Consider the following 25,610-nt stretch of genomic DNA (forward strand, 5'->3'; position numbering starts at 1 on the left):
CGTCGACTGCCGCGCCGCCAAGCCGAAGTTTGAGAAGGGTGCGTGGCGAGCTACCAAAATCTCTGACGCGACCGGCGGCGGTCTCTATCTCTTGATCACGCCGGATCCGAACGGAAGGGGCAGGGCGGGCTCCAGCCGGCGTCAATCCTGAAATCCTGGGGAAGCGGCCCACGACAGGCAAGGGCAATATTTCGAATATTCTAGAAATATGGTTTGACGGCGGGATTTGAACAGGCGCATAGTCACTAACCATGAAGATCGACGATGCAGCGGCACGCCTTGAAGCACTGGGTAATTCGACCAGGCTCAAGATCTATCGCGCCCTGGTTCGAGCGGGCCACGCCGGCATGCCGGTTGGGCGCCTGCAGGAACGCTTGAAAATTCCGGCCTCGACCCTGTCGCATCACGTCAAGGCGCTGGTTTCGGTAGGCCTGATCTCTCAGGTGCGGGAGGGCACCACGCTCATTTGTCATGCCGAATACGACACGATGCGAGGGCTGGTAGATTTTCTGGTCGCCGAGTGCTGCGCCGACGAGGCCGAATGCAAGATGGCCCAGACGGCAGCCTGATTTTTTTGTCCAGTCATTCGATGATCCTAGAAGGATGGGAGAAAGCAGTGAGCGCAAGAAAGACGGTTGCGATTATCGGTGCTGGCCCTGTCGGTTTAGCGGCCGCCGCGCATGTTCTCGATCGAGGCATGACGCCGGTCGTGCTGGAATCCGGCCCGGAGGCCGGTCACTCCGTCCGGCAGTGGCAGCACGTACAGCTCTTCTCGCCCTGGGAGTACAATGTCGACAAGGCGGCCGCACGGCTGCTGGCGCCGACGGGCTGGAATTCGCCTGACCCGGCAGTCTACCCGACCGGGGCCGAACTTCTCGATCGGTACATCGAGCCGCTGGCGACCCGGACCGCGCTGCGCGACGCGATCCGTACATCGAGTCGCGTCATTGCCGTCGGGCGCGCCGGCTTCGACAAGGCGAAGACCAAGGGCCGTGAGGCAGTACCCTTCGAGATCCGTTACCGGAACGGCAAGGGTCCGGAGACGTTGCGCGCGGACGCCGTGATCGATGCTTCCGGAACGTGGGCTTCGCCGAATCCCGCCGGCGCCGGCGGCCTGCGGGCGATCGGCGAACGCGAGGCGCAGCCGAAGATCGCCTACGGCATGCCAGACGTGCTCGGCAGGGATCGTGCGCGCTACGCCGGCAAAACGGTCGCCGTGCTCGGTGCGGGCCATTCCGCGATCGGCACCTTGGCGGACCTGGCGACGTTGGCGCGGCAGGCACCCGGTACTCGCCCGGTTTGGCTGCTTCGCGGCGGCAATCCCGAGAAGTCCTTCGGCGGCGGAGTGAACGACAAGCTGGCTGCCCGCGGGGAGCTCGGTGCCCACTTAGCGTCCCTCGTCGCATCCGGACAAGTTCAGGTCGAAGCCGGCTTTCCTGTCGCCGCCGTCTCGCAAACGGATGGACGGCTCCGGATCGCAACCTCAACCGCCTGCTGCGGACGCAGTATCGTCGCGGACGAGCTGGTGGTCGCGACCGGCTTTCGCCCGGACTTCTCATTTCTGAGCGAGATCCGGCTCCGTCTTGATCCGGCGATCGAAGCGCCGGTCGCGCTCGCGCCGCTCATTGATCCGAACGAACACTCCTGCGGGACCGTACGCCCCCACGGCGCGCGCGAATTGGAGCACGACGACCGCGGCTTCTATCTCGCGGGGATGAAGTCCTACGGGCGGGCGCCGACCTTCCTGATGATCACGGGCTACGAGCAGGTCCGCTCGATCGCGGCCGACATCGCCGGCGACAAGGAAGCCGCCGAACGGCTGGAGCTCGAACTTCCCGAAACCGGCGTCTGCACACGTGGCGGCGTCGAGAGCGGCACTCCCGCGGCCGGGTGCTGCGGCGGCCCGGCTCCCGCCAGCGTGGGCGCCTGCTGGGCCGATGACGCGTCGGCCAAGGCGGCGGGGAAACCTGGCTGCGGGTGCTCCTGATGGATCGAGGGAGACTGGGAGTCATCGCGGCACTGGGCGCCGCCCAGACGCTTGCATGGGGATCGAGCTACTACCTGCCCGCGATCCTTGCCGGCCCGATCGCGCGCGATCTCGGGATATCGAGCAACTGGTTCTTCGCGGCGTTCTCGGCGTCGCTGGTGGTCTCCGGATTGCTTGGTCCGCGTGTTGGGCGCCAGATCGACCGCGTCGGCGGGCGGCACGTGCTCTGCGCCTCGAACGTCGTTTTTGCCGCGGGGCTCGCGCTCCTCGGCGCATCGATGTCGGTCTGGACGATGTCGATGACCTGGTTGCTGCTCGGCATCGGCATGGGTCTCGGTCTCTACGACGCCGCATTCGGCACGCTGGGGCGCATCTACGGCAGTGACGCGCGGGGAGCGATCACCGGCATCACGCTCATCGCCGGTTTCGCCAGCACGGTGGGGTGGCCCCTGAGCTCGCTGGGGCTTCAGACGGTCGGTTGGCGGGAAACTTGTTTCGGGTGGGCGATAGCCCACATCGTGATCGGACTGCCGCTGAATCTCATGTTGCCGCGGACGGAGCGACCCCCGGCGTCGGAGGGCTCGACCGTCAAACCGCACATCCCGATCGACCGGATCATGGTGCTGCTCTCGTTCGCGTTCGCCGCCGCCTGGACGGTGACCTCGGCGATGGCGGCGCATCTGCCGCGCATCGTCGAAGCGTTCGGAGCGACGCCGGCGCAGGCCGTCTTCGCCGGCATGATGATCGGGCCGGCCCAGGTCGCCGCCCGGATCGTGCAAGCGAGCCTATTGAACCGGTTCCACCCGCTCGTCTCGACGCGCCTCGCTTGCCTCACGCATCCGATCGGTGCCTGTGTCATCGGTCTGTTCGGCGGCGGCGCAGCAGCAGCCTTCGCGTTGCTGCACGGCGCCGGCAACGGAATTCTCACGATCGCGCGCGGAACGCTGCCGCTCGCGATCTTCGGACCCAAAAACTATGCGTACCGGTTGGGGCTGATCGGCGCGCCGTCCCGAATATGCCAGGCGCTCGCGCCTCTTGGCTTCGGGCTGCTGATCGAGCCGATGGGCCGGGGCGTCGTCGTGGTTTCGGCGGGGCTCAGTCTTTCGGCGTTGTTCGCTTTGATCCTGCTGCCGCAAGCACGCACCGAGGTTTTGCCCTCATCTGCGGCGGCCGAGTAAAACGCCCTCTCTCGCCGCGCTGAAGTAATGCTTTCACTGCTGAACCGAGAAGTTTTTTGGCGGTGTTGCCAATCGCTCCGCCCGCACCTGCCAACAGGCAGGTGCAGGGTACCCGAGCCAGATCGCCGCGGCTCGCTTCCTGCCCAAGTGGGTGTAAATACCTGATTTTATTAGGCAACAAGCTTGGGATTTGCCGTTCTACCAATTGCAAGAATCGGGTGTTGCGAGCGCCCGCACCACCGATTCTTGCGAAATGGGCGCAGGCGACCCAGTGGGGCGCCTTTCGCGTTTTGAGCGCCATTCACCAAAATTGGAATAGCGCGTAGCGGACCACCGCCACCAATGCCAAGCGCTCACGCCACCATACGAAGGACAAACAGCAGTTCGTCCTGTCGGGGGTTGCGTATGATTCCCTCCCTGGGCACCAAAACTGCGCTTTTCCACGCTGCCGGACGATCTTGTACGATTGCGTTCGATCGATGCTCAGCGAGAAGAGCGCTCGCGAATTTCTCTCCGTCCCCACAGCCACCGGTTGATGTGGGATACCTTGCGGCCCGTCTGCGGATTGCGGATCTTGCCGACGCGGTTCCAAACCGATGACGCCGCGATAAATCTCATTGCAGATCATTCCGGAGGCTCGCTTCGCGGATCCGTGAATGGTTGAGGCGTTTCAGGCGCGGCCGAGGAATCGGCGGACAAAATTTAGCGGGGCGCCTAGTTGGCATCTCTTGTTCCGTTGTCAATGTCAAAGCGGATCGGCGGCTCGTGCCCAAACGGAAGTTGCGCCGTTGCCTATGGGGTCTTTTTCTTCAGCCTGCCAACATACCGCGGACGTTTCGTTGCGGCTGTGACCGGATGCGTCGGGGCGACTCGAGCCTTCTTCGGCAGAGGACCTCAGCAGCGCGCGGATCCTGTCGGCATCCGCGGACGTTGCAGGATTGTAGATCACCATGTTGAGATCGGGCCGGCCATCGACGGCGAAAGCCAAAAATTCCATCGAGAGCGGTCCGGCGACGGGATGATGCAGGACTTTCACGCCATCGCCATGGCCTTGCACATCGTTGTCACGCCACATCGCCGCGAATCAGGGCTCGTCGCGCAGAGTTCGTCCACCAGTGATTGCACGTTGCGCGCCGCGCCGGCGCGCGCCACGTCGGCGCGGAACGACGCCACCAGGTAGCGCGCAACGCTCCGCCAGTTGGACTGCGCTGCCCGTACGCGGCTGTCGCGGAAAATCAGGCGCAGGACATTGCGCTGCCCGTCCGGCAGTGTGCTGTAGTCGGTGAGGACCGCCGCGGCGGCCCTGTTCCAGGCGATTACATCCCACGGCGCTGCGATCCTTCAGATAGGCCCCGAGCGGGTTTGCGTCGGTCATCCTGTTAGCGCTTATATCTGTATAATCTCACTACTTTACCCGAATGAGCAACTTAGCAATATCCCGCCATCTTGAGCAGGGAGTTGCCTTTCATGCGCGTCTTCGTCACCGGCGCCGCTGGATTCATCGGCACCGAAACCACAAGAGAACTGATCGCAAACGGTCATCAGGTCGTCGGCCTCGCACGCTCCGCGGACGACGTCCGGACGCTCGAGAAGCCGGGCGCGGAAGTCCATCGCGGCTCGTTGCAGGACCTCGAAAGTCTGAAGAGTGGCGCAAGGGACTCGGACGGCGTGATCCATCTGGCCTTCATCCATGATTTCTCGAAATTCGCGGAGAATGGCGCGATCGATAAGACTGCCATCGAGGTCATGGGCGAAGTGCTGGCAGGCACGAACAAGCCTTTCATCGTCACCTCGGGCACGGGCCTGATCGCGCCAAAAGTCGTGATTACCGAGCATATGCGGCGTGATTCCAGCCCGCATGTCCCGCGCGTGTCCGAGCAGGCCGGCTTGGCCTATGCCGCGCGCGGCGTGCGCGCGATGGCGATACGCCTGCCGCAAGTTCACGGAGCGCCCGGGAGGGCCGGCTTGATCTCCTATTTGGTTGAACTGGCGCGCAAGAAAGGCGCCGCCGCCTATGTCGACGAAGGCGCCGAACGCTGGGCTGCGGCGCACAGGCAGGATGTCGCCCGCCTGTACCGGCTCGCATTGGAGAAGGGCACGGCAGACGGAATCTACCACGCCGTTGGCGAAGAGGGCGTCCCCATGCGCGAGGTCATCGAGGTGATCGGCCGCGCCTTGAACGTGCCGGTCGTCTCGATCAAGAAAGAAGAGGCGGGCGATTTTTACGGGCCGCTGGCGATGTTCGCCGGCTTGGACATGCCGGCCTCCAGCGCCTTGACGCAGCAGCGGCTAGGTTGGACGCCCACCGGGATTGGCTTGATCGCCGACATCAGCCAGCCGGGGTACTTCTAAGCCCTGTTTACAGTCACCGGCAGGCAAGAGAAAGCGCGACGAGATTGAGGAATCCGGCAAAGCAGGCGTCGGTCTTTTCGTAGCGGGTTGCGATGCGTCGGAATGCCTTGAGAGGCAGAAGTAGTTTTCGATCAGATGGCGCCATTTGTACACTCGGCATCATGGGGAATGCGCCCAGCCTGGTCGGCCTTAGACGGGATGACCGCTGCGGCGCCGCGTTTGCTGTCGTGACGCTGCCCAGGCAACAGGACGAAGCGAATGAGATTGCCGAGGGCGTCGACCAGGGCCACGATCTTGGTCGTCAGGCCGCCACGCGAGCGGCCTATGGCCTGATTTTGAATCCCCCTTTTGCGCCGGTGCCATGTGGACCCGAACGAGTGTGCCGTCGATGAGGACATATTCGAAATCGGGATCATCGCAGAGCGCCTTGAAAACCCGTTCGCAAACGCCCTTCAGCGCCCATCGCCAGAAGCGAGTATGCGCCGTGAACTACTTGCCGAACGCTTCCGGCAGATCGCGCCACGGCGAGCCCGTTCGCGCAATGCAAAGCACAGCTTCGATAAAGAGTCGGTTGTCACACCCGCTGCCGCCGGGGTCACCGACTTTACAGCTCGGGCGCAATCCGTTCCCATTGCGCATCGCTCAACATCAGTCGAATCAAGGCTGATCCCCCTTTCAATTACTTCGGAAGCTTGCTTTGCGCGTCGCAAGTCGGCGTCATCGGCCGCCGGAGCGCCTCTTCGCCGACATCCCGGTCAACGCGCACCCGACGGCCGCCAAATTCGATCTCTATTATTCCGGCCTTAGTGCGCTGAGCCAGATCGCGAGCGCCGCTATTCTTTTGGCTAGGTACGCTGCTCCGTGGCGAGAACTGCGCGCTTCAATCCGGGCAGCGCGATGCGAAGGCAAATCAAGCACGCCGGCACTGTCGTGCTCACCAGTAGGGCGAGAGACCAGCCCAACTTTGCCTCATCCTGGAAGATGTAGTCTGTCATTGCGCCGACGAGCGGAGGCCCCAATCCGCCGATGACGATGAGAGGAATCGAAAAAATTGCAAACACCTGTGCTCTGATTCTCGCTGGAGCGACCATTTGAATAGCGACCGACGCGTAGGCAATGGATGGAATGGTGACGACTCCGACAAGAGAATAGAGCACAAAGAAAATGGTGACGTTCTTGACCAAAAAGACGGCGACGCATGCCGGCAAGGTCGCGATCAGGAGCCAGCTGTAGAAGCGCAAATGGATGTCCTTGATGCCGCGGCCAAAGAACCAATCCATCAATAGCCCTTTGAAGACGAGAGTCAGTGCGCCGGCAAGGCTGATCCCGCTTAGGATGGGGCCGTAGCTTGAGGGGGCCAGATGATATTCTCGGCCAATGAAGGACGGCACCCAGGAGATTAGGCTCTGCCCGCAGATCAACATGGCGCTAAAGCCGAGCAGCATCGGGATGAACAGGCGCCGTTCCTGAACGAGAAAGCGGAGGGCCCCGCCGCCGGAAGGGTTGTTAGGGCGCGCGAGCTGCCGGTTGGGCTCAGCGAAAGTCAGCGGCAAGAGGCCAACGATTAGGGACGGCACCGCCGCTGCCACCAATACGGCGCGCCAGGGCTCGAACGATTGCAACCCTGAAGTCCCAGCCAGCAGGGTCGTCGCGTATGAAATCGCCAAACCGGCCAGCGAAAAGGCCGCAACTTGGCCGAGCTTTGGCCCCATCGAGAAGATGGCGATCGCCGTCGTAAGTCGCTCGCGCGGAAATTTCTCCGCCAATAATGACAGGGCGGACGGCGACAGCGACGATTCGCCGATTCCCACGAAGATCCAGCCAAGCAGTAGTGTCCAAAATGAACCTGCGACGGCAGATAGGGCCGTAGCAGCAGCGAACGTAAGGGCGCCGAACAAGATCACCATGCGGCGGGAGTAGTGATCTGCGACCCAACTCAGCGGGATCCCGAAGATGGCATAGGATACGCCAAAAGCTGGCCCAAGAACCATGCCCAATTGGAAGTCGCTCAGATGAAGGCCGGCTTTTATGTCCGGTGCAATCATCGCGATGACAAAGCGATCAATATACGCGCAGACAAACAATGCGAATACGACGGCTAAAGTCCACCACGCGTCGAATGTAGGTCGTTGTGCGATGGTCGCCGCTCGAGCTCCGGCGTTGCCGGACGTTAGCGTAGTGGTCAAACGGTTTCTCCCTGGCGTTTTCGGACGTCAGTAGAAGGTGGGACGGTCTTCGGTCAATCTTGATGGTTTTCGATCAACATCCCGAAGAACAAGCGGCGGGCGAAGCGGCCCGGCCTAAGCCGGCAGCAAAACGCCAGCTTGCATTCGCCTAGTGAGGCTTTGAAAGATTGGGTGTAGCAGGCAAGCCCATCGTGTCCGCACCTCCAGCTCTCCAAGGCCGCAACTGCTGATCGTGGCTCGCTTTACGCGGCAGAGGTCCCACGCCTATTTAGGCGCATCACCTTCTGAATCCATCGCCCACCGATATTGACGAAATACCATCAATATTGATTGAGAGTATCTAACTCGCTAAAGGAGCACTGTAGCCTGGCGTTGTTGGGCGTTCGGCGAAGGGGAGATTGATGAAAGATGAATCAGACACGGTGAACGTGCTTGTACCTGTTGGCTCCTTGGGTGCTGGCGTGCGGGAAAGTGAGATTGAGTATGGCCTTGCCCGCGGCGCCCACGTGATCGCGTCAGACGCCGGTTCGACCGACAGCGGAGCCGCCTACCTCGCCAAGGGCGAGTCAAAGAACAACTATCATTCGGTGAAGCGAGACCTGACTGTCCTCATGGCTGCGCAGCGGGACGCGCGCATTCCGCTCGTCATTGGAACATCCGGGCAGGCGGGCGGCGACCTCAACGTCAACTGGACGAGGGACATCGTTCTCGAGGTGGCGGCCGAACTCGGCATGAAGCCCAAGATTGCGATGCTCTATTCAGAGCAAGCCAAAGACGCGGTCAGGTCGTTGTCGGCGGCCGGAAAGATCCGTCCCCTGCCACCGGTCGGTCCTCTCGACGATGAGACTATCGACCAGTGTGATCACATCGTGGCAGCGATGGGCGTCGAGCCCTTCATTGCGGCGCTCGAGCAGGGCGCAGATATCATTGTGGGCGGCAGATCGACAGATACAGCGGTGCTGGCCTGCTACCCCATCATGAAAGGTGCAGGCTGGGGACCCGCCTGGCATGCCGGCAAGACCGGGGAATGTGGCAGCCAATGCACTGTCGAGCCGTTGCGCGGCAGCGGCGCTTTGCTGCGAGTTGGCCGGGACCGGTTTTTTGTGGAGCCGCTATCAGCCGACAACACATGCAGCGTGCACAGCGTCTCCGCGCACATGCTTTACGAGAACAGCGATCCTTTCCGCCTGATTGAACCAGGCGGGGGTGCTTGATGTCAGCGCAGCCGAGTATCGACAGCGCGACGATCGCATTGTCGAGGTGGTCGGTTCGCGCTGGGAGCCGTGGCCTTACACGTTGAAGCTGGAAGGTGCCGGTGGAGGCAAATACCAGACGATCATGTTGATCGGCATCCAGGATCCGGATGTGCTTAACGACGTCGGTGGCTTTCACGATCGGTTGCTCGACGCGCTCAATAAACGCACCCAGCGGTCAATTCCCCCGGAGATCCTGGGAGACTTCAACATCTCGCTGCGCATGTACGGCTGGAATGGGGTGACCGGTGAACAGGTGCCGGCCGGGACCGCCGCGCCCCGCGAAATCGCGGTGATGTTCGTTGCGACCGCGAGTACCCAGGAGCTGGCCAATCAGATCGCCAGGGCCTGCAATCCGTATTTCTTTCACTTTCCCAATGTCGAACGAAAGGAACTGCCAAGCTACGGGTTCCCATTTAGTCCGGCCGAGATACCCCGGGGGCAAGTCTATGAATTCAAGCTGAACCATGTCGTCGAGGTGGACGATCCAATGGCGTTGGTCAGAACGGAATGGATCGATTTGTCATTGGTTGGAGGCCGCTGAGATGGTGAAGGTCAAGGATGTTTGCCGCCATGTTCGCTCGAAACAGGCGGGGCCGTTCTGGGTCACCTTCGACTTCTTCTTCGACGGTGCGCAGAATTTCGACAGGTACGCGGAAAGCCAGGCGCTGGGGCCTCCTCTATTTGCCAGGCTCTTCGGCACGGATCCGGCGCTGCTGAAGAAATTTCCGGTCAAATCGCTCAATGTGTTGAAGATTTCCTGTCCTCGCGCTCAGCCGCAGGGCGGAATCGTCGAGCGCGACCTTCACTCCGGGCAGCAATTCGCGCGACTGCTCGATATCGATCTCGATTGAGCTCTTGGCCGCTCTTTTCGGCGAGCTCTGTAGTGGAGCTCAGGGAGGAATCATAGAACAATGTCCCAAGAATTCGATGCAATCACGCTGGAAATATTGTGGAGCAGGCTGATCGCGGTTGCGGACGAGGCCGCGACTGCGCTGCTCCGCACCGCCTTTTCTCCAATCATCAGGGAGTCGAACGACTACGCCACGTGCCTGATGAACGTCCGTGGAGAGACGTTGGCCGAATGCAGTGGAGGCATCCCTGCGTTTGCTGGTCTGCTCGGGCGGACCGCACGGCATTTCCTCAAGAAGTTCCCGCCGGAGACTTGGCGGGAAGGGGATTGCGTCATCACCAACAATCCCTGGATCGGGACGGGTCATCTGCCCGACATCGCGATGGTTACGCCGATCTTTTATCGCGGGCAGTTAGTCGCCTTCTCTGGGACCGCTGCTCACACGCCGGATATCGGCGGCAGCGCCGGCGGACGGGACATCTATGAGGAGGGGGTCCACATCCCTCCGATGCATCTTTACCGCGCCGGAGACCGCAACGAGGGAATGCTTGAGCTGTTCCTCAACAACGTGAGACTGCCGCAATTGGTGCGGGGCGACCTCGAAGCGCAAGTCACTGCAAACGCCGTCTGTCGCAGGCGTGCCGTCGACCTCTTGAAGGAATGCGGTCTCACCGACTTCGTCGCGCTGTCGCGGCAAATTCTCGGCTGCTCGGAAAGCGCCATGCGCACGGCCATCCGCAGCCTGCCCGACGGGACCTATCGCTCAGCAATCGACGCTGACGGCATCGAGGGGCATCCGACGCATATTGCATGCCGCGTCGCAGTCGAAGGCGACAGCATGGTGGTCGATTATGAGGGAAGCTCTCCACAGAACGGCCATATGACGAACTGCACGCTCAACTATACCCAGGCTTATTCGATCTACCCGCTGAAATGTTTGCTTGATCCTCATACGCCGCGGAACGAGGGATCGTACCGTCCCATCACGGTGACCGCGCCGGAGGGGACGATCATCAACGCCCGTTTCCCGGCCGCCGTTGCGGCGCGGCATCTGTCCGGCCACCTGCTGAGCTGCGCAATCTATCAGGCGCTTGCCGGCGTGCTGCCAGACAGGATCATTGCCGACAGCGGTGGTGCGCCGGCGCTGCGCGTGATGTTCGCCGGCGAAGACGGACGAGGCGAACCATTCTCGACGATTCTTTTTGCCAGCGCTGGAATGGGGGCGTCGGCCTCAACCGATGGCCTGTCGACCACGGCATTCCCGACCAATTCCGGCGCCGGAAGCCTTGAGGCGCTCGAGGCCGTGTCGCCGCTCCTGTTCTTGCGAAAAGAGCTCAGGCCTGATTCCGGAGGCGCAGGTCGGTTTCGAGGCGGTCTAGGCCAGGTTTGCGAAGTCCAAAACACGTCAAGCAAGCCGATCTCAGTGATCATCTTGGGTGACCGCGAGCGCCATCCGGCGCTTGGTATCGAGGGAGGACGTCCAGGCGCCTGCGCTCTCGCGCAGATTGATGGATCGAAGAGTGTGGGCCTGAAATCCCGCACCAAGTTGGCTCCCGGAGCGAGGATCGCGTTTCATTTTGCCGGCGGCGGAGGGTTTGGTCCACCAAGCGAGCGCGCGGCGGGCGATATCGAACGCGACCTGATCGAAGGAAAGATCACGGCTGACGGTGCTCATCGCGATTACGGTTTTGAGCTCGGTGGAGTGGGCTGACGATGATGAGGACTGCTAGAATCGGCGTCGACGTTGGTGGCACATTCACGGACTTCGTGTTCCACGATGGGCATCGTGGCATCACGCGTACGGCGAAGCTCCTGACGACCCATGAGAAGCCCGGCCGTGCCATCATCGAGGGCATCCACCGCTTGCTGCGGGAGACGCGGACGGAGGCCAGGCAAATCCGGAGCATTGTGCACGGCACCACTCTGATCACGAATACGGTGCTGGAGCGTACGGGTGCCAGGGTGGGTTTGATTGGCACGAAGGGAATGACTGACGTGCTGGAGATGGGGCGCGAGACCCGTTACGACGTCAACAATCTGTTTCAGCCTCCGATTCCGGTGATTGTGCCGCGTCAGCGGCGCCGTGGGGTACCCGGAAGGATTCTTGCAGATGGCAGCGAATGGCAGCCGCTCGATGAGAGAGTATTGGAGCGCGAGGTCGAATACCTCGTTCGCGAGCAGGAGATCGAGGCGCTCGCGATCGCCTTCATGAATGCCTATCGCAACCCGGCTCACGAGCTGCGAGCGCTCGAGATCGTGCGGGGTCTGTTTCCCAACCTTCTCGTGACAATTTCTTCGGCGGTCGCTCCTGAAATCAGGGAGTACGAGCGGACCAACACGGCGTGCGTAAACGCCTACGTTCAGCCTCGCGTTCACGACTACCTGGAAAGCCTCGCCGGCGATCTCCTTGCCATCGGCTTCGAAGGTGATCTGTTGATCATGCTATCGGGAGGAGGCCTGACGACGTTAGACGAAGCGAAGCGGTTTCCGGTTCGTCTCATCGAGTCTGGACCCGCCGCCGGCGCGATGGCCGCGTCCTACTTCGCGCGCCATGCGAAAGAGCACAACGTCATATCCTTCGATATGGGCGGGACAACTGCCAAGCTGTGTCTCATCGAGCATGGAAGGCCCCACGTCAGACACGACTTCGAGGCGGGCCGTCTCGAACGATTCAAGCCAGGATCCGGCTTACCCCTGAAGGTGACGGTCGTCGACATGATCGAAATCGGTTCGGGCGGCGGATCGATCGCGAGCGTCAACGCGATGGGTCTCATGAAGGTGGGCCCGCGTAGCGCAGCCTCGTTCCCCGGGCCGGTCGCATACGGCCAGGGCGGTACCGAGCCGACAGTCACGGATGCCGATCTCTTGTTGGGCTATCTGGATCCAGAGTTCTTTCTGGGGGGCGAGATGGAGCTACACCTAGATGCGGCCCGCAGCGCCATGTCGGGCAAGCTGGCTCATCCTCTTGGCATCAGTGTGGACCGCGCCGCCCGAGGAATCCAAAGCATTGTGAACGACAGCATGGCCGCAGCGGCGCGCATGCATCTCGCGGAACGCGGAAAAGATCCCCAGAAGTACACGATGCTCGCTTTTGGGGGCGCGGGACCGGTTCATGCCTATGGGCTCGCCAAGCTCTTGAAAGTGCCACGGGTGATCGTGCCGATGGGGGCTGGCGTCATTTCCGCCTTCGGGTTCCTCGTGACAGCACCCGCGGTAGAGGAGTCCCGCAGCTACCTTGTCAGGCTTGATCGCGTCGATTGGGAGCACGTCAATCGGCTCTTCTTGGAAATGGAACGTCGTGCTCGATCATTGCTGGATTCCGGTGAGTCGGATCCGGGAGCCCTTCAAATCGAGTGGCAGGCGGACATGCGCTACATCGGGCAAGGTTTCGAGATCACCGTAACGTTGCCTCCCGGTCCGTTGGGAAGCGAGCACATGGATGATATCCGGCGTCGATTTAACACGACCTACGCCGCCCTGTTCGATCACGTCGCCGAAGGCGTGCCAGTTGAGGTGGTCAGCTGGCGCTTGAACGCGTCCCGATCCCCTCAGGAACTCAGCCTTGCCTATTCCTCGGTCGAGTCTCCTCCAGAACGGGGCGAGCGAATCGTGGACTTTCCGGGCTTTGGCCCCTTGTCTGCCACGGTTTATGACCGCTACGCGCTGAAGTGCGGTGACGTCGTGCAAGGGCCCGCAATATTCGAGGAGCGCGAAACCACATTCACGATCGGACCGGATTGCGTGGCCTCAGTCGACGCCAAGGCGAACCTCGTGGTCGACATCTCTTATGAGACCGTCGCCACATGAACACCCTTCAAGCCGGCAAGCACAAGGTTGTCGTAACCCAACGGTTCTTCGACGCCGAAACGATCGATTATCTTGCCGCGAATGGTTGCGAGGCCGTTCTAGCCGATCTTCCACCTGGGCAGGGCGACGGTGACCTGCCGCTCGAGACAATGGTGCGGCTCCTACAGGGGGCCTCCGGCTGGATCGTTGGTCATGCGTGGGTGACGCGCGAACTGCTTGCAGCGCTTCCCGATCTTCAGGTGGTCTCGCGGCGCGGCGTCGGATACGAGCGCATCGACCTTGATGCGGTGCGTGACCTCGGCCGTGTTGCCACAATTGCCGCTGGCGCGAACGATGCGACCGTTGCCGATCTAACGATCGGCCTGATGATAGCTGTAGCTCGACGCTTCCGCGAGTGCCAAGCGGGGCTGGAGGCAGGATCATGGGCCATTCCGCTCGGGACTGATTTATACCGGAAAACGGTCGGGGTCGTCGGCTTGGGGCGGATCGGCCGCGGCGTGGTCCGGCGATTGAAGGGCTTTGAGGCGAGGGTGCTTGCCTATGACGAGGTCTGCGACAAGGTGCTCGCGGCTGAGGGAGCCGTCGAATACGTCGACCTTGCCGCGATCTTTGCACACAGTGATTATCTGACGATCCATGCGCCGTTGACACCGACGACGAGATTTCTGGCCCGGGAAGAGACGATCCGGCACATGAAGCCTACGTCTTTCCTTATCAACGCCGCCAGGGGAGGCTTGGTCGAGGACCGCGATCTTCTTGCCGCTCTGAAAGAAAAGCGATTGGCCGGAGCCGGGCTGGACGTCTTCGTCAGTGAATCTGATCCGAGCTACCTCGAAGTGACTCGCGAACTGATTAGCCTCCCAAATGTCGTGGCGACGCCCCATGTCGGCGCATCTACAACTGACGGACTGGGCCGCACAAATCGAGTGGCAGCGGAGTGCGTCGTTGCTGTCCTTGGCGGCGATACACCACCGGCCTCCTGCGTCGTCGCGGACGGGCGGCAGAGCGCAGTCGCGCACGAGAACGCCTCTTAGTCACGAGATCGAAATAGATGCGCTCCACGAACCGAAGCTATCGAGTAGCGGTCATTCCGGGCGACGGCATCGGCAGGGAAGTCGTTCCGGAAGGCTTGCGCGTGCTCGAAGCTGCAGCGGCCAAATTCGATTTTCGACTGAGATTTGATCATTTCGACTTCGCCTCCTGCGACTACTTCCTGAAGCACAAGGTGATGATGCCGCAGGACTGGAAGTCACAAATCGGCGGTCATGACGCGATCTTCTTTGGAGCGGTCGGTTGGCCGGCACTTGTTCCTGACCACGTATCGCTGTGGGGCTCGCTGATCCAGCTTCGCCGGGAATTCGACCAATTCGCCAATGTCAGGCCGGTGCGTTTGATGCCGGGCGTACCGTCGCCTCTGGCGAATCGCAAACCCGGGGACATCGATTTCCTGGTTGTGCGCGAAAATACCGAGGGCGAGTACTCCTCGATCGGCGGCCGAATGTTTCCCGGGACCGATCGAGAAATGGTTCTTCAGGAAACCATCATGACCCGAATTGGCGTCGACCGCATCCTGCGCTTTGCCTTCGAACTGGCGCGCAGTCGCGCCGACAAGCACCTGACGTCGGCGACCAAATCAAACGGAATCTGCATCACGATGCCGTATTGGGACGAGCGCCTGCAGACAATCGCGAAAGACTTCCCCGACGTCAGATCCGATCAATACCACATCGACATTCTGACGGCGCATTTCGTATTGAATCCGGATCGGTTCGACGTGGTCGTTGCGTCCAATTTGTTTGGCGACATCCTGTCGGACCTCGGTCCGGCATGTACCGGTACAATCGGAATCGCCCCATCCGGCAGTATCAATCCCGAGCGCCGATTTCCGTCGCTCTTCGAACCGGTTCATGGCTCTGCTCCCGATATTGCCGGCCTGGGCATCGCAAATCCGGTCGGGCAGATCTGGTCTGCAGCGATGATGCTGGATCATCTGGGCGAGAGCGAAGCCGCCAAAGGGATTGTTCAGGCCATAGAGATCGTGCTGTCGGATTCGAGATTGCGTACGCAGGATCTCGGTGGAACGGCCGACACGATTGCTTGCGGCAGAGAGATCGCGCGCGCCCTGGGGTGAAGGACGGCGCCTCCCGGCGCAGCTTCGACTGCTTCCTGGTTCGCTAACCGACGGTTGGTTCTGGCCAGAGCGACGCTCGCCTGGATCGTCAAGAGGTCGCGTACCTGGAGCTTGCTGGGAAGGCTCGCTCAACCGACCTCAATCGTTTCCAAGCCGAGCCGTCCCAAGGATACGCCCTGAGGCGCTTTCTAGGCCCTCACTCGCTTCTCATCCGCAATCCGTGGAACCCCGCGCTCAATGATTCAATGAGCCGCCACGTGCGAGCAGCTTCCTCGCGCCTCAGCGAATGCGTGTCCCCTGGGGCTGACATTGACGAAAAGACGTCAATCTTGATCACGTAACTCGCGTATGTATTGATTGTGTCAAGAACGACGGACTCGAACAAAAAAATTCCAGGTGGAGCCGCTAGGGGGAATGTTATGCGGGGCGATGCGAAGCGTGGATTTCTAATCCATTCGGCGTTGGTATTTGGTTTTGTGCTCTGGCACGGGCAGGCCCGGGCGGAACAATTCAACATCGGAGAAATCGACGTCACGACTCATGGAGCTCTCACCTTCGGGCAGAGCTATCGGACGGACGACAGGAACCCGACGCTAACGACGACCTTGAGCAACTCCAATGCCGGCAAACCGAACAACGTGCCCCCTGGATCGCGCGGAGGTTCTGACGGTGATCTCAATTATGCGAAGGGCGATCCCGTCTCGAGCCAACTCAAGGGCATCCTGAGCGCGGATTTCAACTATGCTAATCGCTTCGGAGTGTTTGTCGAGGCAAAGGCGTGGACCGATTTCACGCAAATGTATGCTCCCGCGCTCTTCGGAAACGGGCCGAACGGATACAAGCCGGGAGCGCCTCTCAGCGATCTCGGATTTGACGCCCTGGCGAAATTTTCCGGCGCCAATTTTCAGGAGGCCTATGGCTATGCGAACTTTGATCTCGCAGGGCTGCCGAGCCTCGTCAAGGCAGGCTACCAGATCATCCCCTGGGGGCAGCGTTCAGCAATCCCGGGAGGGCTTGCGAGCTCGGTGAACGCGTACAACTTCGCGGATTTCCACCGCACGACGATTGGGCTCGAGAGCGCGGAGGTGCCGGCACCCACGGCTTTCCGTCCAGACTTCATTCCCAATACCGCAACGATCGCTTCCCCTGCGCTATTCCTGAAGACGAACGTCACTCCTGACTTGCGTCTGGAAGGGTTTTGGCAAGCTGAATTCGTCCACAGCGTTATCGATCCTTGCGGCACCTTCTTCTCGACTTCCAATTTCATCGCGCCAGGGTGCAATTTTGCCACGATCGGCTCAGGCCCGGGCAACTCGGCTGGCCTGATCGCCGCGGGCAAGTACTTTGCCCGGATTCCGATGCCAGATCCTGCCGACCATGGTCAATTCGGTGTAGGTGCAGGTTACACCATCACGCCGATCGCGACAGACGTTTCCCTGTACTACACCAAGACAGACTGGCGCCAACCGGTGGCTTCGGGCTTTGCGTCGAAGCTTGATCCTCTGACCAACAAGACGCTTTTCGTTCCACTCTCGGTCAACCCAGGTGCTGCGGCCACGAACCCGGTCTACTATGACGAATACGTCAAGGGGATCGATACCCTCGCATTTGACTGGAAGACCAATGCGAGGGCGACTGGCACCACTTTCTTTGGTGAAGAGACGTTCCGGTTCAACCAACCAGTTTCTTACAATCTGTCCGACATCACAGTGCTGGAAGTGAACAGCTGGAAGACCCCCGGCATTCTGGCGACGAACACGGTCATGCCGGGTATGTTCGACAAGTTCAGGAATATTGGGCCGGGCGGCTACGTCAGCGGTTATGAGCAGTTCAAAACGCTGCAAAGCGACGTCGGGGTCCTGCAGAGATTCAAGAATGTGCTCGGCGCGGATACTGCGACGTTCATCGCGCAGAGCTCGCTTAAGCACGTCTTCGACCTGCCAGGTCTCGACTATCTGCGCTTCGGTCGCTCCGAGACCTACGGTCAGGCCGCCATCAATGGGGTCTGCTCGAACAAAATGCCCGTGGGGTGCGCCAACAACGGGTTCGTAACTCCGGATGCCTGGGGCGTCGCGGCCCGGTTTGCGCTGCTCTACAAGAACATCTGGGGCTCAGACTTCGATCTTACACCCTCAATCACCTATCGCGCGGACCTGAAAGGCTGGTCCTATGATGGCGCGATCAATCAGGGTCGAAACCAGGCAATTCTGGACCTAAGGCTCGACTACAAGAAGACGCTTTATATCGAGCTCTCCTACTCTCCCGTTTGGGGCGGTGACTACAACACGTTGATCGACCGCTCGATCGCTTCCTTTGCAATCGGTGCGGTGTTCTAGCACGGCGCAATCCGCAAGACCCTCATCAGAGCCTGACGCCGGGCAGAATTCCCGCAGCGATGCGACAACTGAAGGAAGCGTCCGGTCGTCCCGATCTTGCGGCAGCTGTCTGACCCGGCTCGCAACCAATCGCGTCGTCGATCAGGCGGGCATCGGCAAGAGGCCGCGGTAATCGACGGTGCGGCGGCCGGTTTCACCAAGGGCGTACTGCTCGATGGCATGCGCGATCCAGCCGGCTGTGCGGCCCACGATGAAGGGTGTTTCCGAGAAATCGGCGTTCTGCGTCCTGCTCTTCCTAGCGCTCCTGAACTTCATATCCGCAAAAAGCGTTGCCAGGGCGAAGTTCGGCTGCAGCCCCTTGTATTCGTTTGCGGTCTGCAGTGCACGCTTCAGCATTTTGTACTCCTTGTCGCCGGCCATGACTTCATCGCAATGGTCCAGAAGTGCGCGCGCGCGAGGATCTCCCTTGGGGTAAACGACGCTGGCGAATCCCGGAATATCCTCGTTACCCTTGATGCGTTCCAGGACGGGCTGCGTTCCGTCGCGGCTTGCGACAATCTCGGCCAGCAGTCGACGCACGGCATCGTTGCGCCCAAATTTGCTAGCTCTGCCGGTGGTGACGGAAAGCCCCGTTGCGACAATCCTCCACGGAGTAACACCCGTGCTCGCGACATAGCGCACGGCATAGGTGGCCTCCTCAAAGCCGTGGTCGGCGGATAGCACAAGCAGCCTGCGCAGAAGCTCGCTAAGTCTCTCGTTGAGATTGAGCGCTTTGCCGAATTGGGCATGAATGGGCTCGGAACGCGCCGCAGACTGGCGGAGCATAATTGCCGCAAGCCACCGCATGATGTGAGTTCCCGTCAACGCCATTCCTTCACGCGAAAGGTCGAAGGCACGGGGGGTCGACTCTTCCAGAAACGGAAACAGCGCTAAGGCCCGGTGCATGGCCGGCGCTCCGACGAGATGCCTGTTCAATTCCGCAATCGCAGGATCGGCTGCTGGCGGCTCCTCGTCAAAGACGGCTTCATCAACATCCCAGAGCAATGCTGCCACGGTCTCGATCGTGGCGGAGTGTGCGAGCTTCGAGGCCGATTGCCCGCGGTAATAGGGGCCGTCCTCGGTAATCAGCGTAATGGCACTTTTCAGCTCCATGCCGTCATCCGACGGCACAGTTCGCCCCTTGCGCTTACGCACCCCTTCAATATCCGAGCGCAGGTAACGATGCTCGCGCGTGCCTGGCACAGCCACGGAGCGTATGCCCTTCCTGCTGACATAGGCATAAAGGCTCGCCGGGCGGATTCCCAGGAAGTCGGCTGACTGCTTCGCCGTCCAATACTCTAGCGGCATGATGGTGTTCCTCTTATGCCAGACTAATCATATTGACGAAATAGCGTCAATCTTGACGTCCCTGGCTTCGTCATGAGGCTCTTGTGCGTTGTCTTCGGCTTCGGCCATGCGCTCAAGCGCGCGGACCCGCCCCAGCGTGCCCGCTGTCCTCGCCGCTAAACGTATGATCGAACGTTCGATGGAACGCTTCGACATCGCGGTCGTTACGCCCGACCCAGCCCCGTCGCCCAATTTGCTAATGAAAATCTGTGTCTGTTCAGGAGGACCCGCGCAAGCGCCAACATATCACACGGGTGCTTCAGCGGCTGCGTCGGCGCTCGCGCACTCATCTGCAAATACCATTGGAGATAGGGCAGTCGGCAGGGAGCATTACGCCATAGAACGGATACGCGAACTCGACCAACGCCGTGGCCACGCAATCGGCGATGGTGACCTCGGCCTCGCCAATGCCAAGCGCTCACGCCACCATGCTAAGGATAAACAACGGCTCGTCGTGTCGGTGAGTCCGTATGTTTCCCTCCCTGGGCACCAAAACTACGCTTTTCCACGCTGGGGCACGATCTCGTTCGATTGCATTCGCTAGGTAATCGGCGCGAAGGGCGCTCGCGGATGCCGAGCGGTGGTCGCCGAGACCCGTGCCTTTTCTTCGCACCAACCGAATGTCGCTTATTGATAGCTGAGCCTATTTCTCAAGATCCGCAATACCTGCGGCGAGCAAATCTAGTCGGCTCTGCCCCCAAGAGCGGACCTCCTCGGGGCGTGTGAGATTTGTCGCGATGGGCCCAAAGCCCGACCTCCATGACCCGGACTGAAGTCCAGCGCGTGAGCCCACGACACCTGTGGTCAGGCTGGGACGCCAGAGCAGGCGCAGCCCCGACGAGCCGTACACCGCCGCCGCCGTTGGCGCCGAAGGCCGTCTAGGTCGCGACAACATCTGGAATGGGGGTGGTGGGCAGCAAGCCGGAACTATCCGCCGTAATGGCAAGGAGATCAGGAACGAAGCGCCTCGGCGCGACTTGGATGCATGAGACCGTCGCTCGCCGTCAACTACACGGCGCATTGTCGCGGATAGCCAAAGGTCCTACTGCAGGGACCCGCTGTTCTCAAAAACAAGCGCTCGCGCAGATAACCAAAACCGGCGGTCTCCAGTTTCATTTAGGAAGGGCAGCCGTGTTCGAAGGCGGAGAAGCTGCGGGAGGGGCAGGCGCAGTTTCCTCAAGAGGGTTCGTTATGGCCCACAGCATTGACATAGACCACAAACACAGCCGAGCAATTGCTAAGGCAATTGGCGAGAGACTGCGGGCGGCGCTGAAGCCTGAGCCAGACCAACCGGAGAGCCTTAAAACGCAAATCGAACGGCTCCGGGAATTAGAGGAGCGCACACCGTCAATCGTTCCGGGTGCCGAGCATGGCAAAGAACCGCGACGTTGAGCCGCCTTGGACAACACAGACGGCTCGGCCGAACAGGGACGAGCAATGCCATCGGTGAAACGCCGTGCGTCGAAACGCGTTCTGCGAGCCTCGATTGTTCAATCACACGAAAGCGCGCGTCGAGGAGGACTTCGCGTCCGCGTTGGGTCACACTCGGTCATGCCCCAGCTCGGCGAGCTGGTCTGGTGCCCCTCCAGCAGTCGACGTAAATGCCGAGCAAGCCGATCAGCAGCTTTGGACCAAGACCGGAAGTCGCGGTCGCAGCCGAGCGCGGCGAAACGGGAATAACCGAAGCGAGAACGGCTGAGAGGAACGTCAATAAGGCCGGTGCGTTGGACTGGAGGCGCTGATGCCGAAAATCAGCGATGCACTCCCTGCCCGCGGGCCATTGTCAAACTCATGCCGCCGCGCTGAGGGCTGAGCTATTGCTGCTGTACCTGACGACGCAGGACTGCGAGGCCATCATGGCCGAGGTCTTGGAGCGCTCCGGCACAGCGGCGCATTCCAGCAACGAGCAAGCCCATGAAAGTCAAAGACCTGATAGATGAGCTAAAGAAGCTCGATCCGGAGATGCCGGTCGTCGCTTCCAGCCCTGACGGCTTCGATCTCTATGAGCCGACACTTGACCGCGAATGGATCATGATAGACCAGTTCGGTAGTCCGCAGCGTGCCATGTCAGGCGAGGCCGGGGCCGTGCAAGCCCTCCGCCTATAGTCGGCGTCCCACGCCAGCGACGACCACAATGCCGCGGTGACGGTTCGCTTCGCTGAGGACTTGCTGGCCCACGATTGGAACGCGGGGGCCAGCATAAGGTTGGATAGACTGCGCACCGTGGCGGCTGCGCTGAAACGCAGAGGCGAAATGATCCAAAAAATCGTGAACGAAGCTATGATCCGAACAATCGTAAACGAAGCCGGCATTGAAGTCGGCGAGACCAACCGCGACGGCATGCTTATCAAAGGGCACCACCGCATCGACGCCGAGCTAAAGCTCGGCCACAAACTGTTCTTCAGGACCAGCGGCGCGCCGGCAAGGATAAACTGCATCACCATTGACCATACCGCGCACAAGATCACGCTGGCGGCGGACGGCTTCAGTCGGGAAGCTTGAGCCGTTCGCCCAACGGCGCCCCGGTGTCGCGAAGGGGGCCAATACCTGACCTTCGCGGATCACCTGCTGCTGGCGAAGCCGGTGAGGCCTCCTAGTTTTCACATCTTCATGCCGGAATGATCGGGCATCTTCTTCATCTGCATCTTGCGCCCATACTTGAGCCGCCCGCCGGTCCGGCGCGCCGACGCCCTCGACATCGAGGGAGATCGCCGCCTTGCCGCCTTTTTCGAACTCGAGCGTGACCGGACCTTATCGCCCCGCTTCAGCGGTTGCTTTAGATCCATCATCATCGGGTCATTTTCGACTGACTCAGCGGGGATGACGTTCGCAATGAGTGACCTGCTCGGTCACGACGGAGCAGGCGGTGGAGGTCGCTTCCTCAGCCGCCTGTTCTTTTGTGAGCGCCGGTTAATTCCAAGGTTGTCTCCTCGGGTGAGTGCTGGCGTTTTTGCGCGGCTTGTTCCAGTGGAATAGCGACGAGGCGAAATTGAGATTTCCGTTTTCGGCCTGGGTGATCAGGCCGTTGAGGTAGGCGCCCGGATTTTCGATGACGCCGGCGTGGTGCTTTTCAAAGATCAGCGCGACAGCGCTTGCGGCGCGCTCGCGGCCGAGGAGTCGGCAGGCGAATTTCCAGGTCGTGGTTGGGATTTGCAGAAGTTGGCGGCCTCTTGATCTCCAGCGGCACCTCGCAAGCGCGAGAATGGCGTCGCTCGCCCCTTCCGAATCTATGACCCCGCAAATGTTCTGCGCTCGGCGGCCCCATCTAGTTACGTCCGCTAGGTGGGGCCGCCTGCTCCACGGGCTTCCACCGGGGGGAGGCATGGCCCTATGGGACAAAGACAGTCTACGCCCCAAGTTCATCTATGGATGATTACTCAAACGAGGCACTCCATCGGAGTGTCCCGATTTCTCCCGGGAGCGCCCCGGAATCATGACCCCATAAAACATTCTGGTGCCCCAACTCGGCACATAAGCGCTGGCACGACTTATGCTGCCCAAGAGGTAACCCGGGGAATAGCTGTCCACATCCACCCCGGTGACTACTAAGCGTCGCCAGCGATCGTACCGCCGCTCGGCGACGCTTTCTTTGTATCCTAGGGTCCCGCGCGCCCCGCAAATGTTCCGCGCAATCAAAACGGCCCCAGCGTAACAAGCTGGGGCCGCACTTGGAGAGCCAACCCTGCGTCACGATTGGCCGTGTCCCAATTCGCTTATGCAAACTCGACCAGCATCTCTTCGGCATTGGTAATGAAATAGGGTGAGATGTAGCCACGATCGAACTGCATCCCATCCACCACCTCAAGCTCCGTCTCGAGCGACTTTGCTTCCTCGACGGTAATGGCGCCCTCGCTGCCAATCTTTTCCAAGGCATTTGCGATCAGCCGGCCGATCTCTGTATCGCCGTTGGCCGAGATCGTGGCAACCTGAGCAATCTCCTCACTCGAGGCTACCTTCCTGGACTTTTCCTTGAGGTCTTCGACAACTACATCGATTGCCAGGTCAACCCCGCGCTTCACGTCCATCGGATTCATGCCCGCGGCTACAGCCTTGGCCCCCTCCTTGACGATTGCCTGGGCAAGTACGGTTGCCGTCGTCGTGCCGTCACCCGCCAGGTACGATGTCTTTGACGCGATTTCCTTAACCAGCTGCGCGCCCATATTTTCGAACCTGTCGTCAAGCTCGATTTCTTTCGCAACGGTCACGCCATCTTTGGTGATCCGCGGCGTCCCGAACCTGTCGAGGACGACGTTACGGCCCCTAGGACCCAGCGTGATCGCTCAGCCTTCCTGAAGCAGACGGCGATCCCGGTGAAGATCAAGGGCCTGAAGGCCGAGGACGTCAAAATCCGCATCCTCGGCGATTTCGCCATCGTAAAGTCTCTCAATCCGTCATCCTGAGGAGCCGCGAAGCGGCGCGCGAATTCGGCGGCTTCGTGCCACCGAAGAGATGCCGCTCGATCTCGCCGCGCTGATCGGCTGCGGCGTCATCACCGGCTACGGCGCCGTCGTGAACACCGCGAAGGTGACCGCCGGCGAGACCGTGGCCGTGATCGGCTGCGGCGGCGTCGGCATGGCGGCGATCAACGGCGCACAGATCGCCGGCGCCGGCCGCATCATCGCGATCGACACCAATCCGGCCAAGCTGCAGCTTGCAACCAAGCTCGGCGCAACCGACATCGTCGACCCGGCCCGCGGCGACGTGGTGCAGCAGGTGCGCGAACTCACCGGCGGCGGCGTGCAGCACTCCTTCGAGGTGCTCGGCCGCAAGGATACTGCCGAGCAGGCCTTCGCCATGCTGGCGGCGGGCGGCACCGCGACCATCGTCGGCATGATCCCGTTCGGCCAGAAGATCGAGCTGCACGGCTTCGACTTCCTGCGCGAGCGCCGCATCCAAGGCTCGTCGATGGGGTCCAACCACTTCCGCGTCGACATGCCGCGCCTCGTCGACTTCTACATGCGCGGCAAGCTGCATCTGGAAGACTGGATCTCGGCCAAGCTGAAGCTTTCTGAGATCAACGAGGGCTTCGCCAACATGAAGGCCGGCAAGACGCTGCGCAGCGTGATCATGTTCGATAGTTGAGATTGTGTCGTCCCGGCCTAGTGCACAATTGCGCACGGGAGCCGAGACCCATACGCCGCGGCCGTGCTTTGGGCACAGCGATGGACGACTTTCTTTGCTCATCCCAAGTAGCGGTGGTTATGGGTCCCGGCCTGCGCCGGGACGACAGTTCAGGTTGCGGTCGGACTCACCGAGCGACGTGCGCAGACACCGCGAGCCATTTTCCGTTCTGCCTCGCCCAGCAATCGGTGTAGCGGCCATAGGCCTGCTCGCCGTCGGCGTTGAGATAGCTGGTGCGGGCGTGGATGATGGCGAAATCGCCGAGAATGCGGATTTTGACGTCCTCGGCCTTCAGGCCCTTGATCTTCACCGGGATCGCCGTCTGCTTCAGGAAGGCTGAGCGATCGACGAGGCTCTTGTCGGGATTGGTGGCGTAGAAGTCCTGCGCCAGGATTTCATCGAAGCGCTTGACGTCGCAGTTTTGCACCGAGTCGACGTAGTCGTTGTTGAGCCTGGTCAGCTCTTCCAGGTCTGTGCTCATTGGTTTCCTCCCGTTTCGCCCCCGTCATTGCGAGCGCAGCGAAGCAATCCATCTCTCCGCTCGCCGAGATATGGATTGCTTCGTCGCTTCGCTCCTCGCAATGACGGATATTGCAATTGATGAACCCTAGTCATCGAACATCTTCGGCGGCACGAAACCGCCGAAGTCGCGCTCGATCAGCTCGGCGAGCTTGAGTGGCGTGCGGTCCTCCAGCCAGGGGCCGACGATCTGCACGCCGACCGGCAGTCCGTCGGGCGCAAAGCCGGTCGGGATCGCGGTCGAGGGCAGACCGGGCAGGGTCGCGATGCCGGGCCAGGCGAGCTGGTCGGTGTAGACGTGCGGCTCGCCGTCGATCAGGATCTTGCGCTGCTCCTGATCGGGCGAATGATCGTGCGGATAGGCCGGCGTCGGCATGATCGGGCAGATCACTGCGTCGAACGATTTGAACAGCTCGCGCCATTGCGCGCGCAGCCGCGCGCGGCCGCCGTCGGCGATCACCCAGTCGCGATGGCTGAGCGCGATGCCGCGCAGCCGCTCGG

19 protein-coding genes and 5 pseudogenes are annotated in these 25,610 nt (G+C 61.0%); 15 read left to right on the forward strand and 9 right to left on the reverse strand.

Annotation, left to right across the window (positions count from 1 at the left end; all coding sequences use genetic code 11):
- The first annotated feature begins 251 nt into the window (after positions 1-251).
- Genes AC628_RS08300 through AC628_RS08310 form a run of 3 tightly spaced genes read left to right on the forward strand, consistent with a single transcriptional unit; the run spans position 252 to position 3,165 of the window.
- Entirely contained in the window at positions 252-569 is a 318-nt protein-coding gene (locus AC628_RS08300; RefSeq protein WP_074126231.1) for an ArsR/SmtB family transcription factor, read from the forward strand.
- Positions 570-589: 20 nt separating this feature from the next.
- Positions 590-1,987 carry an NAD(P)-binding domain-containing protein gene (locus AC628_RS08305; protein WP_210190178.1) on the forward strand — a complete coding sequence of 466 codons (1,398 nt, stop codon included), beginning with the start codon at positions 590-592 and terminating at the stop codon, positions 1,985-1,987.
- Positions 1,987-3,165, forward strand: coding sequence for an MFS transporter (locus tag AC628_RS08310; RefSeq protein ID WP_074126233.1), 1,179 nt, complete (start codon positions 1,987-1,989; stop codon positions 3,163-3,165). The genes AC628_RS08305 and AC628_RS08310 overlap by 1 nt, the downstream gene beginning before the upstream one ends.
- Positions 3,166-3,910: 745 nt before the next feature.
- On the opposite strand, the pseudogene AC628_RS42030 reads toward AC628_RS08310, so the two are convergent.
- Positions 3,911-4,497, reverse strand: a pseudogene (locus AC628_RS42030) (MmyB family transcriptional regulator); the annotation flags it as partial.
- A 135-nt stretch (positions 4,498-4,632) separates the two neighbouring features.
- Here AC628_RS42030 and AC628_RS08325 point away from each other — a divergent pair.
- Positions 4,633-5,517, forward strand: coding sequence for an SDR family oxidoreductase (locus tag AC628_RS08325; RefSeq protein ID WP_074126235.1), 885 nt, complete (start codon positions 4,633-4,635; stop codon positions 5,515-5,517).
- A 13-nt stretch (positions 5,518-5,530) separates the two neighbouring features.
- Here AC628_RS08325 and AC628_RS42035 read toward each other — a convergent pair.
- Both AC628_RS42035 and AC628_RS08335 read right to left on the reverse strand, forming a co-directional pair.
- Positions 5,531-6,178: pseudogene (locus AC628_RS42035) on the reverse strand (IS5 family transposase).
- A gap of 184 nt (positions 6,179-6,362) precedes the next feature.
- Positions 6,363-7,703, reverse strand: coding sequence for an MFS transporter (locus AC628_RS08335; protein WP_083632711.1), 1,341 nt, complete (start codon positions 7,701-7,703; stop codon positions 6,363-6,365).
- A 401-nt stretch (positions 7,704-8,104) separates the two neighbouring features.
- Here AC628_RS08335 and AC628_RS44725 point away from each other — a divergent pair, with 401 nt between their 5' ends.
- The 8 genes from AC628_RS44725 to AC628_RS08375 all read left to right on the forward strand — a co-directional run bounded on the left by AC628_RS44725 (position 8,105) and on the right by AC628_RS08375 (position 18,083).
- Positions 8,105-8,917: an acyclic terpene utilization AtuA family protein gene (locus AC628_RS44725; protein WP_210190176.1), complete on the forward strand. Its 813-nt coding sequence runs from the start codon at positions 8,105-8,107 to the stop codon at positions 8,915-8,917.
- Complete coding sequence (locus tag AC628_RS44730; RefSeq protein WP_210190177.1) at positions 8,910-9,500, forward strand: hypothetical protein; 591 nt, start codon at positions 8,910-8,912, stop codon at positions 9,498-9,500. Before AC628_RS44725 ends, AC628_RS44730 begins: the two co-directional genes overlap by 8 nt.
- A gap of 1 nt (position 9,501) precedes the next feature.
- Entirely contained in the window at positions 9,502-9,810 is a 309-nt protein-coding gene (locus AC628_RS08345; RefSeq protein ID WP_074126236.1) for a DUF4387 domain-containing protein, read from the forward strand.
- Between the two features lie 60 nt (positions 9,811-9,870).
- On the forward strand, positions 9,871-11,520 hold the full coding sequence (locus AC628_RS08350; RefSeq protein ID WP_074126237.1) for a hydantoinase B/oxoprolinase family protein: 1,650 nt from the start codon (positions 9,871-9,873) through the stop codon (positions 11,518-11,520).
- A 2-nt stretch (positions 11,521-11,522) separates the two neighbouring features.
- Positions 11,523-13,616 (forward strand): hydantoinase/oxoprolinase family protein, encoded by a 2,094-nt coding sequence (locus AC628_RS08355; protein WP_083632713.1) that lies wholly within the window; start codon positions 11,523-11,525, stop codon positions 13,614-13,616.
- Entirely contained in the window at positions 13,613-14,650 is a 1,038-nt protein-coding gene (locus tag AC628_RS08360) for a phosphoglycerate dehydrogenase (protein WP_074126238.1), read from the forward strand. The genes AC628_RS08355 and AC628_RS08360 overlap by 4 nt, the downstream gene beginning before the upstream one ends.
- A 17-nt stretch (positions 14,651-14,667) precedes the next feature.
- Positions 14,668-15,747 (forward strand): tartrate dehydrogenase, encoded by a 1,080-nt coding sequence (locus AC628_RS08365; protein WP_074126239.1) that lies wholly within the window; start codon positions 14,668-14,670, stop codon positions 15,745-15,747.
- A gap of 419 nt (positions 15,748-16,166) precedes the next feature.
- A complete protein-coding gene (locus AC628_RS08375; protein WP_074126241.1) occupies positions 16,167-18,083 on the forward strand; it encodes a DUF1302 domain-containing protein in 1,917 nt (638 codons plus the stop codon).
- A gap of 141 nt (positions 18,084-18,224) precedes the next feature.
- On the opposite strand, the gene AC628_RS08380 is transcribed toward AC628_RS08375, so the two are convergent.
- Positions 18,225-19,430: a citrate/2-methylcitrate synthase gene (locus AC628_RS08380; RefSeq protein ID WP_074126243.1), complete on the reverse strand. Its 1,206-nt coding sequence runs from the start codon at positions 19,428-19,430 to the stop codon at positions 18,225-18,227.
- Between the two features lie 1,953 nt (positions 19,431-21,383).
- On the opposite strand from AC628_RS08380, the gene AC628_RS08390 reads away from it, so the two are divergent.
- Both AC628_RS08390 and AC628_RS08395 read left to right on the forward strand, forming a co-directional pair.
- Positions 21,384-21,575, forward strand: coding sequence for a hypothetical protein (locus AC628_RS08390; RefSeq protein WP_074126245.1), 192 nt, complete (start codon positions 21,384-21,386; stop codon positions 21,573-21,575).
- 36 nt (positions 21,576-21,611) lie between these two features.
- Entirely contained in the window at positions 21,612-21,971 is a 360-nt protein-coding gene (locus AC628_RS08395) for a hypothetical protein (RefSeq protein WP_074126247.1), read from the forward strand.
- A 98-nt stretch (positions 21,972-22,069) separates the two neighbouring features.
- Here AC628_RS08395 and AC628_RS42660 read toward each other — a convergent pair.
- The 3 genes and pseudogenes from AC628_RS42660 to AC628_RS08405 form a co-directional block, all read right to left on the reverse strand.
- A pseudogene (locus tag AC628_RS42660) lies at positions 22,070-22,261 on the reverse strand (copper chaperone PCu(A)C domain-containing protein); the annotation flags it as partial.
- 118 nt (positions 22,262-22,379) lie between these two features.
- Positions 22,380-22,832, reverse strand: a complete 453-nt coding sequence (gene repC, locus AC628_RS46095; RefSeq protein ID WP_074126249.1) for a replication initiation protein RepC — start codon at positions 22,830-22,832, stop codon at positions 22,380-22,382.
- Between the two features lie 356 nt (positions 22,833-23,188).
- A pseudogene (locus tag AC628_RS08405) lies at positions 23,189-23,746 on the reverse strand (TCP-1/cpn60 chaperonin family protein); the annotation flags it as partial.
- A gap of 166 nt (positions 23,747-23,912) precedes the next feature.
- Between AC628_RS08405 and AC628_RS08415 the strand changes: the two are divergent.
- Positions 23,913-24,551, forward strand: a pseudogene (locus tag AC628_RS08415) (zinc-binding dehydrogenase); the annotation flags it as partial.
- A gap of 166 nt (positions 24,552-24,717) precedes the next feature.
- Here the strand turns inward: AC628_RS08415 and AC628_RS08420 are convergent.
- Together AC628_RS08420 and AC628_RS08425 are read right to left on the reverse strand one after the other, a co-directional pair.
- The gene (locus AC628_RS08420) at positions 24,718-25,071 is read right to left on the reverse strand and encodes a nuclear transport factor 2 family protein (RefSeq protein ID WP_074126251.1); all 354 of its coding nucleotides are present in this window, start codon (positions 25,069-25,071) and stop codon (positions 24,718-24,720) included.
- A gap of 126 nt (positions 25,072-25,197) precedes the next feature.
- The coding region (locus AC628_RS08425; protein ID WP_245321092.1) for an amidase family protein at positions 25,198-25,610 on the reverse strand (413 nt) is incomplete at its 5' end.

The sequence above is a fragment of the Bradyrhizobium sp. NAS96.2 genome, from assembly GCF_001908235.1.
In the GTDB taxonomy this organism is placed as follows: domain Bacteria; phylum Pseudomonadota; class Alphaproteobacteria; order Rhizobiales; family Xanthobacteraceae; genus Bradyrhizobium.